General features: G+C 49.5%; 12 protein-coding genes. 7 read left to right on the top strand and 5 right to left on the bottom strand.

Annotation, left to right across the window (positions count from 1 at the left end):
- Positions 1 to 185: 185 nt before the first annotated feature.
- Entirely contained in the window at positions 186 to 575 is a 390-nt protein-coding gene (locus LO777_RS12975; protein ID WP_228854316.1) for an FHA domain-containing protein, read from the top strand.
- A 119-nt stretch (positions 576 to 694) separates the two neighbouring features.
- Here LO777_RS12975 and folP read toward each other — a convergent pair whose 3' ends face one another.
- From folP to carA, 4 genes are all read right to left on the bottom strand, one after another.
- The gene (gene folP / locus LO777_RS12970) at positions 695 to 1,507 is read right to left on the bottom strand and encodes a dihydropteroate synthase (protein WP_228854315.1); all 813 of its coding nucleotides are present in this window, start codon (positions 1,505 to 1,507) and stop codon (positions 695 to 697) included.
- Complete coding sequence (ftsH, locus tag LO777_RS12965) at positions 1,504 to 3,507, bottom strand: ATP-dependent zinc metalloprotease FtsH (RefSeq protein ID WP_228854314.1); 2,004 nt, start codon at positions 3,505 to 3,507, stop codon at positions 1,504 to 1,506. Before ftsH ends, folP begins: the two co-directional genes overlap by 4 nt.
- 212 nt (positions 3,508 to 3,719) lie before the next feature.
- Complete coding sequence (carB, locus tag LO777_RS12960) at positions 3,720 to 6,932, bottom strand: carbamoyl-phosphate synthase large subunit (RefSeq protein ID WP_228854313.1); 3,213 nt, start codon at positions 6,930 to 6,932, stop codon at positions 3,720 to 3,722.
- 63 nt (positions 6,933 to 6,995) lie between these two features.
- Positions 6,996 to 8,123, bottom strand: a complete 1,128-nt coding sequence (gene carA / locus LO777_RS12955; RefSeq protein WP_228854312.1) for a glutamine-hydrolyzing carbamoyl-phosphate synthase small subunit — start codon at positions 8,121 to 8,123, stop codon at positions 6,996 to 6,998.
- Between the two features lie 363 nt (positions 8,124 to 8,486).
- On the opposite strand from carA, the gene LO777_RS12950 reads away from it, so the two are divergent.
- From LO777_RS12950 to LO777_RS12940, 3 genes are read left to right on the top strand one after another with little or no spacing between them, the layout of a single operon-like run.
- Entirely contained in the window at positions 8,487 to 9,929 is a 1,443-nt protein-coding gene (locus LO777_RS12950; RefSeq protein WP_228854311.1) for an acetyl-CoA carboxylase biotin carboxylase subunit, read from the top strand.
- Between the two features lie 26 nt (positions 9,930 to 9,955).
- Complete coding sequence (locus LO777_RS12945) at positions 9,956 to 10,201, top strand: hypothetical protein (protein ID WP_228854310.1); 246 nt, start codon at positions 9,956 to 9,958, stop codon at positions 10,199 to 10,201.
- A gap of 35 nt (positions 10,202 to 10,236) precedes the next feature.
- Positions 10,237 to 11,859, top strand: coding sequence for a biotin/lipoyl-containing protein (locus LO777_RS12940; RefSeq protein WP_228854309.1), 1,623 nt, complete (start codon positions 10,237 to 10,239; stop codon positions 11,857 to 11,859).
- A 118-nt stretch (positions 11,860 to 11,977) separates the two neighbouring features.
- Here LO777_RS12940 and LO777_RS12935 read toward each other — a convergent pair whose 3' ends face one another.
- On the bottom strand, positions 11,978 to 12,382 hold the full coding sequence (locus LO777_RS12935; RefSeq protein ID WP_228854308.1) for a hypothetical protein: 405 nt from the start codon (positions 12,380 to 12,382) through the stop codon (positions 11,978 to 11,980).
- 301 nt (positions 12,383 to 12,683) lie between these two features.
- Here LO777_RS12935 and LO777_RS12930 point away from each other — a divergent pair, with 301 nt between their 5' ends.
- From LO777_RS12930 to LO777_RS12920, 3 genes are all read left to right on the top strand, one after another.
- On the top strand, positions 12,684 to 13,079 hold the full coding sequence (locus LO777_RS12930; RefSeq protein ID WP_228854307.1) for a hypothetical protein: 396 nt from the start codon (positions 12,684 to 12,686) through the stop codon (positions 13,077 to 13,079).
- Between the two features lie 211 nt (positions 13,080 to 13,290).
- On the top strand, positions 13,291 to 15,387 hold the full coding sequence (locus tag LO777_RS12925) for a caspase family protein (RefSeq protein ID WP_228854306.1): 2,097 nt from the start codon (positions 13,291 to 13,293) through the stop codon (positions 15,385 to 15,387).
- 585 nt (positions 15,388 to 15,972) lie between these two features.
- Positions 15,973 to 16,911: an autotransporter outer membrane beta-barrel domain-containing protein gene (locus LO777_RS12920; RefSeq protein WP_228854305.1), complete on the top strand. Its 939-nt coding sequence runs from the start codon at positions 15,973 to 15,975 to the stop codon at positions 16,909 to 16,911.
- Position 16,912 lies beyond the last annotated feature (1 nt).

Genomic DNA, 16,912 nt, shown 5'->3' with positions numbered 1-16,912 from the left:
GAGAATGGGAATGCAAGGTTTTCCCCGATATTCATTTGATATTCAGCAGCTGAAAAGATATGCTTATGTGAGGTGTGAGGTGTGAGGTGTGAGGTGTGAGGTGTGAGGTGTGAGGTGTGAGGTGTGAGGTGTGAGGTGTGAGGTGTGAGGTGTGAGGTTGTTTCGTTTTTAAATGAAGGATCTTTATGGATGAGAAGAAAGAGATTCTGGAAAGATATTTGCCGAAGGGTGCACTGAAGGCACTCACCGGGGACGCAGTTGAAGCTGTGCCGGTGAATCATATTGACGAAGATCTGATCGTTATCAGGGAATTTCCGTTCAAGGTGGGCAGGGAATCCAGGGTTGCAAAAATAAATGGTCGCCTGGAGGCTATTGAGCGTCCCAAAAAAGATATGAACAGCAAACCTAATAACGATCTTTACCTTATTGACCGCGGTCATCTGCTGAATATTTCCCGTGAACATTTTCAGATTGAACTGCGTGAGGACGGAAAATTCTACCTGGTTGACAGGGGAAGTGCCTGCGGAACACGGGTGGGAGAGGTGGTTCTCGGGGAGAGGATAAAGGTGGTGTGACGGAACTAATCGATGGTGATATAGTCTGTATCGGTACCGGAAGTTCTCCTTACCTGTATCGTTTTATAAGTTTTCTCAACTATCGAATTGTTCAACGTTAGCCCGCATTTTTCATCACTTCAGGCAGGATCGGCCATGACAGCTTCAGCCACCAGGAGAGCCTCACGGGTGGCGGCCACATTATGCACCCGGATAATATCAATATTTTTCCTGCTGCAGAGGGCTGAGACAACTGCTGTTGCCGTATCTCTTTTTTCTTCCGAATCAACCCCTGTAATATCTCCAAGAAAACGTTTACGACTGTGACCCAGAAGCACCGGCAGGCCAAACTCTGAAAATCTGTGCAGTTCCTTCAGGAGGGTCAGATTGTGTTGGAGGGTTTTGCCAAAGCCGATCCCGGGATCGATGATGAGCCTGTCTTTTTTTATTCCGCAAGCGGTTATCTTTTCTATTCGCTCCTGAAAAAAAGTCATAATTTCAGCCATAACGTCATCGTATTCCGGTTTGACCTGCATATTTGAGGGACTCCCCTTCATATGCATGATGATGACCGGCACATCCGTTTTTCTGACGAGGGCAATCATATTGGGATCTTTTCTGAGAGCAGAAATATCATTTATGATATCTGCGCCTGATCCAAGGGCTGCTTCCGCAACCAGTGCCTTGGTTGTATCTATGGAAATGGGAACAGTGTGCTTTTTCCTGATGGCGGCAATCACAGGAATGACTCTCTGCATTTCCTTTTTTACCGGAACAGGTTCAGAAAAAGGTCGGGTTGATTCCCCCCCGATATCAATAATATCTGCTCCCGCATCAACAAGCCGATCCGCCTGAGCAAGAGCCTTGTCAAGGGTCGAGAAATTCCCGCCGTCGGAAAAGGAGTCGGGGGTAACATTGAGAACCCCCATGATTTTGACCTTTGGTTTTTTCATTGCCTTTCGTCGGGATCTTGTTTTTCGTCAGGAGTCTCGTTTTCCCGGTCAGGTGTCTGCATGAATTCCTGTTCCGGTCCGGTTTCTTCTTCCTCAGGTTCAGAATGGGCTGAACGATCCTCCTGTGAGCTCTCCGGCTCAGTGGCAGGCTCTTTTTTCTCTTCAGTTACGGGAGGTTTTTTCTTTTTAAATGTGTATTTTCCCGGACGCAACTCTTCAATCAGGGCCTCGATATCTTCAAGCACAATGGTCTCTTTTTCCAGCAGCTCTTCAGCCATGCGGGTCAGAATATCCCTGTTTTCCTCGAGCAGTCTGGTCACGGTTTCAACGGCGTTGTCAATTATTTTCCGTACCGCCTGATCAATCTTTCGCGCCGTCTCCTCACTGAAGTCCCTGGTCTGACCGATTTCCTTTCCGAGGAAGATCTGTTCTTCCTTTTTACCGTAGGTCAGCGGGCCGAGGTCATCGCTCATTCCCCACTCGCAGACCATCTTGCGTGCCATACCTGAGGCCCGCTCAATATCGTTACCGGCACCGGTTGTGATTTCATTAAAGATGATCTGCTCTGCAATGCGGCCACCATAAAGAATGCAGATGGTATTGTGCAGAAAGGTCTTCGAATGGGTGTATTTATCATCCGTCGGCAGCTGCATGGTAAGACCGAGGGCACGACCACGGGGAATAATAGTGACTTTATGCAGGGGATCGGTATCCTCAAGGAGCCAGGCAATAAGGGCATGGCCTGCCTCGTGGTAGGCGGTAACCTTCTTTTCCTTATCATTGATGATCATGGAACGGCGTTCCGCGCCCATCATGATCTTGTCTTTTGCCTTTTCCAGCAATTCGAGATCAATTTCCTTTGCCCCGGTGCGAGCGGCCATGAGTGCCGCCTCGTTAACAAGGTTTTCCAGGTCAGCCCCGGAAAAACCGGGGGTACCCCGGGCAAGAACATCCAGGTCCACCTCCGCCGACATCTTCGTTTTTCTGGCGTATATCTCCAGGATCTTTTTTCGACCTCTCACGTCCGGTACAGGTACGACAACCTGGCGGTCAAATCGGCCGGGACGCAGCAGGGCAGGATCCAGAACATCAGGACGGTTGGTTGCGGCAACAATGATCACACCGTCATTGGTTTCAAAACCGTCCATTTCAACCAGCAATTGATTAAGAGTCTGTTCACGTTCATCATGACCACCACCAAGTCCTGCCCCCCGATGGCGACCGACCGCATCAATTTCATCAATAAAGATAATGCAGGGGGCATTTTTCTTACCCTGGGCAAACATATCCCGGACCCGGGATGCACCCACACCGACAAACATTTCCACAAAATCTGAACCGGAGATACTGAAAAAGGGTACATCAGCTTCCCCGGCAATGGCCTTGGCAAGAAGGGTTTTTCCTGTTCCAGGTGATCCGGCAAGCAGGACACCAGTTGGAATTCGACCGCCAAGGGCAGTGAATTTGCCGGGATCTTTAAGGAAATCAATGATTTCTTCAAGTTCTTCTTTGGCTTCGTCAATACCGGCTACATCAGCGAATGTAACCTTGTTGTCACTCTGTTCCGTCAGCTTCGCCCGGTTCTTGCCAAAGGAAAGGGCCCCGCCTTTTCCGCCCCCCTGCATCTGGCGCATGAAGAAAATCCAGACGGCTATCAACAGGAGCATGGGGAACCAGGAGACAAAAATGGTCATAAACACAGAGTCTTTCTGGACCTCTTTCACGGTGATATCCACTCCGGCCTGGCGGAGAATGGGGATGAGTTCCCGGTCGCTGACGGGATATACCGTTTTAAAAGGGGTTCCATCCTGGAGTGAACCTGTTATCGTGTCTCCGCTGATGGTTACCCTGTTTATGGACTTATTGTCTACATTGGTGATGAACTCACTGTAAGTGAGTGCATGCGTATTGCTCTGTGGCTTGTTAAACAGGTTGAAAAGAAGGATCATAGTCAGACCTATGACCAGCCACATGCTCAGGTTTTTGTAAAAAGTATTCAAAGAGGCCTCCAATGGCTCCGGGAAATAAGTTTCTTGTTATAATCTAATATGATTGATTTTTTTAAGGTACCCACAGGTTAAATGTTTCACTCTTCCGACACTATGGTAAAACATAATACTGTTTTGTCACGTGTGAAACACCTCGAACTCTATTATATCCTCTGTTTTTAATTTTTTGCAATTGGCAAGTTTACTCTATACACAGTGCCGGCTCATGTAAAGTACTGGACCGGCTGCACACCGAGCTCATTTTTAACGAGTTCTCCCATTCCCTTGACCAGGGCTTTTGCGCCGCTTGTCGTTGTGGTGTAGGGGATATGAAAGTCGAGGGCTGCCCTCCTGATGGTGTAGGAATCCTCTGTTGTTCGTTTTCCAAGGGATGTATTGACAATCCATGAAATTTCGTTGTCACGGATTTTATCAAGAATATGGGGACGGCCCTGGGAGATTTTGTTGATATGGGTACATTTGATTCCCTTATCGCGCAGGAACGCCGCGGTACCACTGGTGGCCAGTATGGTGAAATTCAGGTCAAGCAGGGTTTTTGCCACCGAGACGATATTGTTCTTGTCACCGTCTCGTACACTGATAAACACGTTGCCTGATTTTGGCAGAGTGGCGCCAACGGCCAGGTGGGATTTGACGATGGCCAGGCCGAGATTGTCGTCGATACCCATGACTTCACCGGTGGATTTCATCTCCGGTCCCAGGAGGGTGTCGACATTTTCAAAACGGTCGAAGGGGAAGACGGCCTCCTTTACGGCCCAGTGGTCGATTTCAACCTCTTCTGTTATTCCCAGTTCCTTCAGTGTGGCACCAAGCATAACCTTGGTTGCCAGTTTGGCCAGGGGGACACCAGTTGCCTTGCTGACGAAGGGGACAGTACGGGAGGCACGGGGATTAACCTCAAGGACATAGAGCTGCTCGTCTTTCACGGCAAACTGTACATTCATGAGACCGATAACACCCAGTTCCACGGCCATGGCCCTGCTGGCCTGCTTGATTTCTTCTACGAGAGGAGCGGACAGGGTATGGGGGGGAAGCACACAGGAAGAGTCGCCGGAATGAATGCCGGCCTCTTCCACATGTTCCATGATACCGCCGATAATGGTGTCTGTGCCGTCACTGATGGCATCCACATCCACTTCGATGGCGTCCTGGAGAAATTTATCTATGAGAACAGGGTGCTCAAGACGTTCACCGCCCATGGCCTGCATAAAGTCCTTAATACCAGGGTCGTTGTAGACGATTCGCATGTCACGGCCGCCAAGGACGTAGGATGGGCGGACAACCACGGGATAGCCGATACTGTTCGCGGCGCTGATGGCTTCTTCAAGGGTGAAGACGGTATCATTTTCCGGCTGGCGCAGGCCAAGTTTCTGCAGAAACTGCTGGAACCGTTTCCTGTCTTCCGCCCTGTCTATGGCATCCGGCTGGGTGCCGATCACTTTTACTCCGGCCTGCTCCAGGGGTACCGCCAGGTTCAGGGGGGTCTGCCCGCCGAACTGAACAATGACCCCGTCCGGTTTTTCCTGTTCTATAATATTCAGCACATCCTCACGGGTAAGAGGCTCAAAATAGAGTTTGTCCGAAGTATCATAGTCAGTGGAGACGGTTTCCGGGTTGGAATTGACCATAATGGATTCCACTCCGATTTCTCTTAAGGCAAAAGAGGCGTGAACACAACAGTAGTCAAATTCGATGCCCTGGCCGATACGGTTGGGACCGCCACCCAGGATGACGATTTTTTTCCCATTGGTGGCCATGGCCTCGTTTTCCTGTTCGTATGTGGAATAAAAATAGGGGGTGTAAGATTCAAATTCCGCTCCGCATGTGTCCACGAGTTTATATACGGGAGTGATTTCCAGTTTCTTTCGCAGCTCGCGGATATCATTTTCACTGGTGCCGGTGAGAAAGGCCAGCTGCTGGTCGGAAAAACCGCGCTCCTTACAGAACCGGAGAAAATCCCTGTCCAGTCCCTGGAAGCCTTTTTCCAGGATTTCTTTTTCTGTTTCCACAATCTGTTTGAAATTATGGAGAAACCAGGGGTCGATCTTTGTATGGTTGTACAGTTCATTGATATCCATGCCGCGTTTGAGTGCTTCGTAGATTTCAGCAATCCGTTTGGAGCTTGGCTGTCTGAGGCCCTTTTCCAGGTCCTCCTGCTCAAGATCGGTCAGGACCTGCTTTCCGTCACCGCCAAAACCGAAACGCCCTGTTTCGAGGGAACGCATGGCCTTCTGGAAAGCCTCTTTGAAGGTTCTGCCGATAGACATGGTTTCACCCACCGATTTCATGGCTGTTGTCAGTATATCGTCAGCTTCCGGAAATTTTTCGAAAGTCCAGCGGGGAATTTTCACTACGCAGTAATCAATTGTCGGTTCAAAAGCGGCGCAGGTTACCCTGGTAATATCGTTGCGCAGTTCGTCCAGGGTATAACCCACAGCAAGTTTGGCTGCGATTTTGGCAATGGGAAAGCCAGTGGCTTTGGAGGCCAGAGCCGAACTCCGGGAGACTCGCGGATTCATCTCGATGACCATCAGTTCTCCATTGTCGGGATTGACGGCAAACTGAACGTTTGAGCCGCCCGTTTCTACCCCGATTTCCCGGATAATGGCAATAGCAGCGTCCCGCATGTTCTGGTATTCCCGGTCGCTGAGGGTCTGGGCCGGGGCAACCGTGATACTGTCACCGGTGTGAACTCCCATGGCGTCAACGTTTTCAATGGAACAGATGATGACTACATTGTCGTTTCTGTCCCGCATGACCTCAAGCTCATACTCCTTCCAGCCGAGCAGGCTTCTTTCCAGCATGATCTCCGTTGTCATGGAAAGATCAAGTCCGGAAGTGCAGAGTTCTCTCAATTCCTGACGGTTGTAAGCGACTCCGCCGCCTGTTCCCCCAAGGGTGAAGCTGGGACGGACGATAATCGGAAAACCGATTTCATCTCCGGCTGCCATGGCATCTTCAATGGTCTGGACAATGGCGGATTCGGGAACTTTCAGGTTGATTTTTCTCATGGCGTCCCTGAATTCTTCCCTGCCCTCCGCCTTTCTGATTACTTCGATATTGGCGGCCAGCAGTTCCACATTGTACTCGTCCAGCACTCCTGTCTCCGCGACCTTGATTGCCGTATTCAGAGCTGTCTGTCCCCCCAGGGTGGGGAGCAGGGCGTCAGGGCGTTCTTTTCTGATGACCCTGGCAACGAACTCGGGGGTGATCGGTTCGATATAAGTGGCGTCTGCCAGCTCCGGGTCGGTCATGATGGTGGCCGGATTGGAGTTAATCAGAATGACTTCGAACCCTTCTTCCTTCAGGGCCTTGACCGCCTGGGCGCCGGAGTAATCAAATTCACAGGCCTGGCTGATAATGATCGGTCCGGAGCCGATAATGAGAATTTTCTTTATGTCTGTTCGTTTCGGCATGATCCTATGCTGGTAAGAATGAATGAAATGCAGGGTTGGAGTGAAGCTGGTCCGGTTGCTGTTTCAGATATTCTTTCTGACCATTTCAATAAAGCGGTCAAAAAGATAGACGGCGTCATGGGGGCCCGGAGCGTGTTCCGGATGATACTGGACGGAAAAGGCCGGAAATTTTCTGTGGCGCATTCCTTCCACACTGTTGTCATTAAGGTTGATATGGGTCACCTCAACTTTCTCCCTGTCCAGGCTCTCGGGATCAACACAGAAACCGTGGTTCTGGGAAGTGATCTCCACATGACCTGTTTCCAGATCCTTGACGGGCTGGTTGCCGCCACGGTGACCGAATTTCAGTTTATAGGTGGACCCTCCATAGGCAAGGCCGAGAATCTGGTGACCGAGACAGATACCGAAGATCGGTTTTTTGCCAAGCAGGGAACGGATCGTCTCCACAACCCCTTCCACACCTTCGGGGTCACCGGGACCGTTGGACAGAAAAATACCGTCCGGGTTCATGGCCAGAACAGTGTCAGCCGTGGTGGTGGCCGGGACAACCTGTACCTGACAACCTTTCTCTGTCAGCAATCTGAGCTGATTGAATTTAATCCCGAAATCAAAAGCGACTATTCTGAGGGGATTTGGGTTTTTGGTTCGGGCAGTGGAAAAATCCGTTCCCGGGACCGGCCTGTTGGATGCCCAGCCGTAAGGTTCATCGCAGGTAACCCGTTTGACCATATTCCGGCCAACGAGCCCGGTCCAGGAGCGGGCCCGCTCGACGAGGGAGTTCCGGTCCAGGTCTTTTGTGGAAACAATACCTTTCATGGCCCCTTTTGAGCGGATATGGCGTACAAGTGCGCGGGTGTCAAAACCTTCTACTCCGAGAGTATTATAATCTTGGAGAAAGTCTGCAAGAGACATGGTGGACCGGTAGTTGGATGGAAATCCGTTATATTCCTTAATGAGAAAGGCCATCGGGTGGATTGCTGCGGATTCCATATCTTCCGGGTTGATACCATAATTGCCGATGAGCGGATAGGTCATGGTGACGATCTGTCCCGTATAGGAGGGATCGGTGAGGATTTCCTGGTAACCGCTGAGGGAGGTGTTGAAGACAATTTCTCCCACAGCTTCCCCGTGGCCGGTGAAAGAACGACCCTCAAAGATCGTGCCGTCTTCCAGGGCAATTAGTGCTTTCATTAACATTTTCCTCTAGTTATCTGAAGAGAGTAAAGGTTTTGAAGGTCTTTTCCCGCCATCTTGACGGATTCCGGACTGCGTGGAAGGGTTTTTTAGCCCTCATGATCCAGGCAAAACCACAATATATAACCTGAAAGAGGAGAAATCGTCAACTGGAAATGGTGGTGGAAGGCGCAAACTCCGAAAACTTTGGACCTGACGCCGCCTGAACTGATGAGAAATGCAAGCTAAGTATAATTTGATTGATTGATTTGTTCAGGGAAACTGATTAGAATGGGCTTGGTAAAAGAGGTTGCCTGTTCTGAGCAACTGTCTCCGGTTGAATGTTTATTTATTGTTATTTTTTATATGTAAGGAGTTCCATTGAAAAAGAAAATTTTAGTAGCAAACCGTGGGGAAATTGCGATCCGATTGATCCGGGCAATTCAGGAACTGGGCCATGATGCCGTGGCTGTTTATGAGGCGCCCGATGAAATGTCTCGACATATCAGAATAGCGGATGAAGCAATTCTGCTGGGGGATGGACCACGTTGTGACTATCTCAATATTGCTAAAGTGATCCAGGCGGCAAAGGCATCCGGGGCCAGTGCAATTCACCCCGGGTACGGTTTTCTGGCTGAGAATCCGTTTTTTGCCAAGGGATGCGAGGAGGCGGGAATTACCTTTATCGGCCCGTCTTCCGAGATAATAACCAATCTCGGAAACAAGGTTATCGCCAGGAAAATCATGGCCGATGCCGGCATTCCCATGGTTCCGGGAACACCCAATCTTTCCCAGGGACAGGAGGGTATTGACGAGGCGCTGACATTTGGTGAAAAATACGGCTACCCGGTGATGCTGAAGGCCACCTCGGGTGGCGGCGGACGCGGGATTCGACGTATTGAAAACAGCGAGGAGATGGTGGAACAGATTCCTGTTGCCCGCTCAGAAGCGCTGGCCGCTTTTAATGACGATTCCGTTTACCTTGAAAAGGTGGTTCTTAATCCGAAACATGTGGAAGTGCAGATTCTGGCAGACAGTTTTGGCAAGACTCTGCACCTGGGAACCCGAGATTGCTCAATTCAACGAAGGAATCAGAAACTTGTGGAAATAGCCCCGTCCATGATCGAGAACAAGGGTCTGCTGGATGAGATCTGTGAAACCGCTGTCAGGGCTGCAAAGGCAGCCAATTATTTTAATGCGGGAACCGTCGAATTTCTCATTGACAGTGATTACAACTACTATTTCATGGAAATCAACACCCGTGTTCAGGTTGAGCATACGGTGACGGAGATGATTACCGGTATTGATATTGTCCGCAACCAGATCAATCTGGCCTTTGGACAGCCACTTTCTTTTACTCAGGATGATGTCAAAACGAGAGGCCACGCCATTGAAGTGCGGATCAATGCCGAAGATCCGAAAAACGATTTTCTCCCCGAGGGAGGAAAGGTTGTGGAAGTCTATCGCTCAACAGGTGGTTTCGGTGTGCGCCTCGATGGTTTTGTTTACCAGGGCTATATTATTCCCGAGGTGTATGATTCCCTGCTGGTCAAGCTGACGGTGCATGGTTTCACCTGGGAGGAGACCGTTGGCAGGTTGAGACGATGTCTGCAGAATTTTGCCATCAGAGGGCCAAAAACCACAATTCCGTTCTATGAAAATATTGCCAGGGAAAAGGATTTTCTCTCAGGTAATTTTGACACTTCGTATCTTGATACCCATCCCCATCTGTTTGTGTATGAGGATGATGCCAGTGAAGTGGCCAAATTAGCCAAGCTGATTTCAGAGATCCACTATTATAAAGAAAACCCCTATGCGGTTTGAAGATTATTTTTATACAGGAAAGAAACATGACAAGAATTAACCAGGGTACTGCGGCGGGCGATATTGTCAAAACGCTGAGAGACGCTGAAGGCTACTATATAACAAATACGGCAAGGGATCTGTCCCAGTCCGATTTCAAGAACAGGATCCTGCTGCATACGGACCTGCTTGCAGCTCCAGCCAGAGAGCGGGCTGGCTATTTTTCACTGGAGATCACCGGGGGGCATCAATTCATGTTGATATTCTGCGAAAACAGGTGGACCCTTTTCTGAAACTGAAAAAACTCCGGGCGGCAATGCCGAATACCATGTTTCAGACCCTTTGCAGGGGCGTGAATCTCTTTGGTTATCGACCCTATCCACAGAACGTGATCCGTTTTACGGTAAAAGAATTTGCCAAATATGTGGATGTGTGGCGAACTTTTGACTTTATGAATCATGTGCCGAATATGATAGCCGTGTTCGAGGAGGTGGGCAAGGCGGGCAAGTTGAATGAACCGTGTATTTGCTTTTCCACGGGGCCGGAGCATACCGATGAGTTTTATGTGGGCAAGGCGGGAGAAATAATTGATGTGACGGGGGAAGACATCGTCCTCTGTATAAAAAATCATGGCGGTCTCGGCACTCCCACGAGGATCGGACGGCTGGTGGATGCGCTCAAACAGAAATATCCTGACATTCCAATTCATTATCATGGGCACAACACTGATGGTAACGACGTGGGCAGGATCACTGAGGCAGTGAAAAACGGTGCAACCATTATTGATGCGGCCGATTTCGCCTTTACCGGTTACTACGGTCCTCCGCCAATCCTCAGTGTGGTTCAGGCCCTGAACGAATTCGGTCATGTGCCCATCGGGCTTGACGAGGAAGCGGTGATTGAAACATCGGAAGTTATTCGTGATCAGCGTCAGTATTATGAGCAGTTCGAGTCTCAGATCAAGGGGTTTCAGCCCACGGTCCAGATTCATAAACTGCCGGGCGGTGCCATGGGATCGAGCCTGGAGCAGGCGTCAAAAGGCGGTTTTCTCGACAAGATGCCGGACATCCTCCATAAGGAGCTGCCCAGGGTGCAGAAAGAGCTGGGCAACTACTGGTCAGTAACACCGGGATCACAGATTCTCTGGACGACGGCAGTTTCCAATGTGCTTGGCGGGGAGCGCTACGGCAACCCGTCAGGAGACCTCCGCAACCTGCTTCTCGGGAAATATGGCCCGTTTCCCTTTTACCAGCCGGAGGAGTGGATTTACGAAAAAGTACTGGGGGACGATTGGAAAAAAGTCCTTGAGGAAGAGGGCGGTGTGGAAGACATTGAAAACATAGATCTTGCCCATGAGCGGTATGCTCTGGCCGAACATCTAGGGGTTGAACCCACCGATCAACAGCTTATTCTCTATCTTCAACATCCCAATGATGCGGTGGAATTTTTTAAATTTGAAGAAAAATATGGCAGGGTTTATGTACTGCCGCCTGCGATTTTTTTCCACCGGGGAGGGTTCGATGTCGGAGACAAACTGGCCTTTCGGGATCACCAGGGCAAGGAGCATATGATCGAGGTTGGTCCCTCTCCTGTTACAGATACAGGGGAAACCACAGTCTATCTGGCTGTTGACCATCATCAGCATATTTTTGAGTTTAAACCCGATGTTGCAACTTCAGAAAAAGGTGAACCGGTTCTCACCAAGGAAGAGATCCTTGATCTTGCCAAACTGGGGGATATGCGTTCTCCGTTTGCCGGAAATATTGTGGAAATATCGGTGGATGAAGGCCAGGAAGTGCTGATGGGAGATCGTATCGCCATTATGGAGGCCATGAAGATGCAGACGCCGATTCTGTGTGAAATGAGTGGAATAGTAACATCAATTTTTGCCAGAAAGGGCGATGCCTTGAAGCCGGGTGACCGGATTATAAAAATTGACCAGGATGAGTAATTTTTCAGTCTGACCCCGCATTTTCCATAAACACAATGTTTGCAAGGGCCTGTCCGGAAAAAGCTTGAATTTCGAAAACAGTGTACCTGGTGCTGCATGGACTGTTGAGAAATACGGGTCAGAACAGCAGCCGGTGTCTGAACATTTTCGGGGCATGGGAGCTGATGGAAGCCAGGATAAAGGCGGTCAGCACAGCTCCCTTTGCCGGCAGGATACCGTGGAAGGCTGCGCCGAGCAGCAGCAGTTTGATAATAGTACAGATCCCCGAGACTTCCCTGTACAGTTGTCTGTGTCGCATGGCTTCCGTGAAAACCAGGGCGGCACCGCTGAGAATAACCAGGCCAAGATAGAATGGAGGAGGGGTCCATTCCCTGTTGATGAGATAATCTGCCAGAAAAATGGCGGCTCCAACCTGATGTGCCGCTCTGATGCCAATGGAAAGATTGAGAACCCAGAAGGGACGATAGCCGGTTTTTCCCAGTCCTGCCTTGTTGAATCTGTCCTGTTTCCTGTTCTTGTCCATTGTTCCTTTTTTATGGGCTTGTTGATTGTTCGATTAAATCAACAGGTTTATCCAGGAGCTTGTCCGAGAATAGGCATTTCGTTCAAAACCGAAGATTTGTCAAAAAAATACCACAGGCATATAGTTGATATTCCGAGGATATTTTTTTGACAAATCTGAAGAGTTTGGGCGAAAGACCATTCCTGGACAGCCTCCTGGGATGGATTCAGGGTAATTCTTGTACTTATCCTATCCTGCATTATCATAATTCATTAGATGATTTCAGTCACGAAAACATATTGCAATATCAAGGAGGCCAGACATGGCAAGTATAGAAAATATGATGAAGGTAAAGGTTTCCGTTCGGGCAGGTAGTGGGGAAGACAAATATGATCTCGTTTCCCAGCCGCTTTTATTTGAGTTTATTTTTGGTGCGGGAAGCGAGGGCCTCTGCACTTTTGAATCCCGTCTGTTCAACAAAAAAGTCGGAGAATCTGTGGTATTTTCTGTTTCGGCTGGCGAATTGCATGAAACTTTCGGCCACCTGCGGGGAGATTTGTTTACCAGCCTGGGCCTCACACAAAAGCAGTGTCCCCTCTTTTTTGAATTCAGGGTGGAAGAGATTGCTGCAGCCGATAATCGTGAACTTGTCCAGTCCATAGCCAGGGCGGTTGCCAGCGGTGGCTGCGGAGGAGGCTGTGACTGCGGTTGCGGATGACAATCATCCGAACCAGAAATAATTGTCATTCCGGTTTTGTTTGCTGTACCCCCTTTGTTCATTGCTTTTTTGCGAACAGGTATTATTACTAAAGTATCACAGAGTGGTACTCTGTCTGGTCGTCATTTCAGAAACAGCAGTGTTTCTTCCTGTCAGTCAAGAGCTGCAGTTGTTTCTTGAAGATGTCGAAAAATGAACATGGGGGCATGTAATGAGGGCAACGCGTTATCTATTTCTTTCGGCAGTATTACTTTTTCTGTCGGGTTCTCTTTTCGGCTGCAGAGAGAGCGGATCTTTTTCTTCAGCCGATACTTCTACCCCGGTCATTTCTCTTCCTTCCACAGATCCTGATGTATTTATGGAAGTAGATTGTCTGCTTCCCGGCCAGGTCAGAAAACTTGGCAGTATGATTTATGCCGGTCCGCGGCGCCCGTTGAAAACAACCGCGGGTGACTGTGAAATTCGTGGTGGTGAATATGTTGTGTATGACAGGGCCAATTATAAATCAGCCCTGGCTGTCTGGATAGTGGAAGCGGAAACAGGTGATCCCCAGGCCCAGACATATGTGGGTGAGATTTATATGAAATCTCCGCCTGAAAAACCAAGATATGATCTAGCTGCAAAATGGTTTGAACGGGCTGCAGAGAAGGGATACAAGAGGGCCCAGATTAACCTTGGTTATCTCTACGAACATGGTCTTGGTGTTTCAAAAAATATGGACAGGGCTGTTTCCTGGTACAGCAGGGCTTCCGGGGTTAATGTCGGTGATATTGTCCAGAGAGAACAGTTGAGCAGTGAGGAGCGGGCTGAACTTGTTGAACTCAAGGAGAAAAACAGCGCTCAGCTGTTGGAGCTGCAGCGGGTCAGAAAGGAGATGACTGAGGCTGAAGAGAAAATTCTGGCCAGCCGACAGGACCTGGAACAACGTTCCGCCGAAATCAAAAAATATCAGCAGGAAGTTGCCCGGCGCCAGGATGAGCTGGAGAGAGTCAGAAAACAGCTCAAGGCCTCCACGGTCGCCCGGAACAGTGCAGCGGAAGGAGAGCTTCAGGCACGGTTTGCCGAACTCGAACGGAGTCTGCAGGAAAAGGAAAATGAACTGACCCGTCAGGAAGAAGTTGCCCGGGCTCTCTCTTCTGAAATAAAAGAGTATCGTAACAGGTCGAAAACCTTTGAAACAAATCTTGCCGCACTGAACCGTAAACTTGCTGATCTCCCTGGACCACGTATTGAAATTCTTAATCCGGAACTGCTGCGAACCAGAGGAATTGTGATAGCTCCGGTAAACAGGAAGGAGGAAAAGCGGACAATTACCGGTAAGGTCTGGTCTCCCGCCGGGCTCAGGGAATTGAAAATAAACGGCAGCCCTACTCCTGTTGAGGAGGATGGTCTTTTCAGGGCGATTTTCCCCATGAGAAAGGGAAAGGTGAAGGTTGAGGTTGTTGCTGTTGATGAAAACGGCAGAAGAGACAAGGCGCTGTTCTCACTGCAGTACCGTTCTGCTGAAGGAGCATCTCTTGCCAGTGGAGGGAAGGGCGATGACCTCTCATCCATTGCCTTTGGCAGATATTTTGCTCTGGTGATTGGCAATAATAAATACAGGGGATTGCCGCCATTGAAAACGGCGGTGGCTGATGCCACTGAAGTTGGTCGCCTGCTCCGGGAGCAGTATGGTTTTACGGTGACCGTACTGCTGAATGCCGACAGGCATGCAATCCTCTCCACGTTGAATGACTTTCGTAAAAAATTGACTGAAAAGGATAATTTTCTCATCTATTACGCCGGCCACGGCACTCTGGAGGAAAGAAACACGCAAGGGTTCTGGCTGCCGGTTGATGCTGATCTTGACGACGATGTCAACTGGTTGCCGACGGACAGAGTGACCGGAATAATGAACCTGATGTCGGCCAAGCAGATCATGATTATTGCCGATGCCTGTTATTCCGGAATTATGACAAGGGCCAGCCTGACCCGTCTGGATGCCGGCAGATCGAAGGAATCCTATCGTAAATGGTTGAAGAAACTGGCGAGCTATAAGTCGAGGGTTGTTATCAGTTCGGGAGAAACCAAACCGGTTCTGGATGGTGGTGGCGGTAAACATTCCGTGTTTGCCAGGGCCCTTCTCGAAACCCTGCGTGATAACGATAAAATATTGCTGGGAATTGATTTGCATCGGGCTGTTACTGAAAAAGTTGTGGAAGTATCAAGCCGGATGGGGCACGACCAGGTCCCACAATATGCAGGCCTGAACAGGGCCGGGCATGAGTTGGGAGATTTCCTTTTTATTCCGAAAGACAGTAAAGGCTGATTTCTGAGGCTCAGTCGACTCTATGATCGTCCAGTCGGGCAGAGGTCTTGTTTGAAAACTATTCCCGAAACAAGGAGGTAATATGGTTCTTCATGTATCAACATTCACCAGGCCGGTCACTTTTGCGGTTCTGCTGCAGGCGCTGGCTTCCACCAGCATCTATGCTGCGACTCCCACGGAGGAAATGTCACAGACAGTGGAAAAACTGTGTCCGGCTCTGAAAAAGGTTTTCACTGCCAATCCAGCGGCCCTGACACCGGCTCAACAGGATGTTTTTTTTCGCTGTGGCGAGTTGAAACTCGCCCCCGGGCAGAGTTTTTCTGATCTGACCGGAGATCAGCTGACAGGTCTGAATACCATGACCAGTGATGAGACATCATCCATGTCCACATCAACGGTTGAATTGTCAGGGGCGCAGGGTGTTGCCCTGACCGGAAGGCTGGCTACGGTTCGGTCTCGTTCGACTGTTTCCGTGGCATCCCTTACTCCTTCATACCCTGTCAATGGCAGGGGCCTGAAAGAGTGGAGAAAAGCTTTGTTGCAAATGATCAGACCCGGTCCGGGAATTTTTCAGAAAGTACGTTTATGGCTCTGGATGGTGGATTCAGCCAGGTCATTGATTATGGGAAGTGGGGAGTTTTCCTTACGGCCGCATACGGAACCGGGGATAAGGATGCAACTTCCAGAGAACCCGGATTTGATTTCGATTCCTGGAGCCTTGTTTCCGGCGTTGATTACCGTATAAATGATGCCCTGGTGATGGGGGTTGCTCTCAGTTACGGGGTGACCGATTCCACAATTGACAATGGCAGAGGAGATGTGGAGCAGGACGCTTTCGGGGTTTCCGTGTACGGAACATACTATTTAAAAGAGTTCTACCTGGATTTCATTGCCGGGTACGCGACCAGTGATTATGACACGGTCAGAAATATGCGGTATAATGTTGCCGCAAAAACCGGTGGCACGACAACAGTCAACCATGTTTTTGATGGAAATACCGATGCCGATGATTTTACTGTCAGTCTCGGTACGGGGTATACCCTCACTTATGGCGGATTCAGCGTTACCCCATTTGGTCAGGTCAAGTACCTTGATTCCTCAATCGACGGTTATACTGAAAGTCTCAGGGGGAGCAGTACCGCACCTGGCTTCGGTCTTGTTCTCCAGGTGGATGATCAGGACATCAAGTCCCTGGCAACAAATCTTGGAGTACATCTGGTTCGGGCCATTAACACATCAAAAGCTGTCCTGACTCCGTATGTTCGTGTGGACTGGGAACATGAATATGAAAACGATTCGCGTAATATCAATGCCCGCTTTGCGGTTGTCGACAGTGCCTATGATTCATTGAACAGAATTGTCATTCCAACGGATGATCCTGATCGTGATTTTATTAATTTCGGCACCGGGTTGTCGGCAGTCTTTCCGGGAGGAATTCAGGCTTTTATTGATTATTCCACAATTCTTGCACTTGATGATATAAGTCTGCATATGGTTTCCGCCGGGGTGAGGTTCGAGTTTTAAT

This window comes from Desulfomarina profundi (genome assembly GCF_019703855.1).
Taxonomy (GTDB): domain Bacteria; phylum Desulfobacterota; class Desulfobulbia; order Desulfobulbales; family Desulfocapsaceae; genus Desulfomarina; species Desulfomarina profundi.
The sequence above is the reverse complement of the archived record's forward strand: the minus strand, read 5'-3'. Positions and strand labels throughout refer to the sequence as shown.

What these genes read in the sequence shown, in the direction of transcription:
- LO777_RS12975 (WP_228854316.1), top strand. Translation starts at nt 186, where the DNA reads ATGGATGAGAAGAAAGAGATTCTGGAAAGATATTTGCCGAAGGGTGCA.
- folP (WP_228854315.1), bottom strand. Translation starts at nt 1,507, where the DNA reads ATGAAAAAACCAAAGGTCAAAATCATGGGGGTTCTCAATGTTACCCCC.
- carB (WP_228854313.1), bottom strand. Translation starts at nt 6,932, where the DNA reads ATGCCGAAACGAACAGACATAAAGAAAATTCTCATTATCGGCTCCGGA.
- carA (WP_228854312.1), bottom strand. Translation starts at nt 8,123, where the DNA reads ATGAAAGCACTAATTGCCCTGGAAGACGGCACGATCTTTGAGGGTCGT.
- LO777_RS12945 (WP_228854310.1), top strand. Translation starts at nt 9,956, where the DNA reads ATGACAAGAATTAACCAGGGTACTGCGGCGGGCGATATTGTCAAAACG.
- LO777_RS12940 (WP_228854309.1), top strand. Translation starts at nt 10,237, where the DNA reads ATGTTTCAGACCCTTTGCAGGGGCGTGAATCTCTTTGGTTATCGACCC.
- LO777_RS12935 (WP_228854308.1), bottom strand. Translation starts at nt 12,382, where the DNA reads ATGGACAAGAACAGGAAACAGGACAGATTCAACAAGGCAGGACTGGGA.
- LO777_RS12930 (WP_228854307.1), top strand. Translation starts at nt 12,684, where the DNA reads ATGGCAAGTATAGAAAATATGATGAAGGTAAAGGTTTCCGTTCGGGCA.
- LO777_RS12925 (WP_228854306.1), top strand. Translation starts at nt 13,291, where the DNA reads ATGAGGGCAACGCGTTATCTATTTCTTTCGGCAGTATTACTTTTTCTG.
- LO777_RS12920 (WP_228854305.1), top strand. Translation starts at nt 15,973, where the DNA reads ATGGCTCTGGATGGTGGATTCAGCCAGGTCATTGATTATGGGAAGTGG.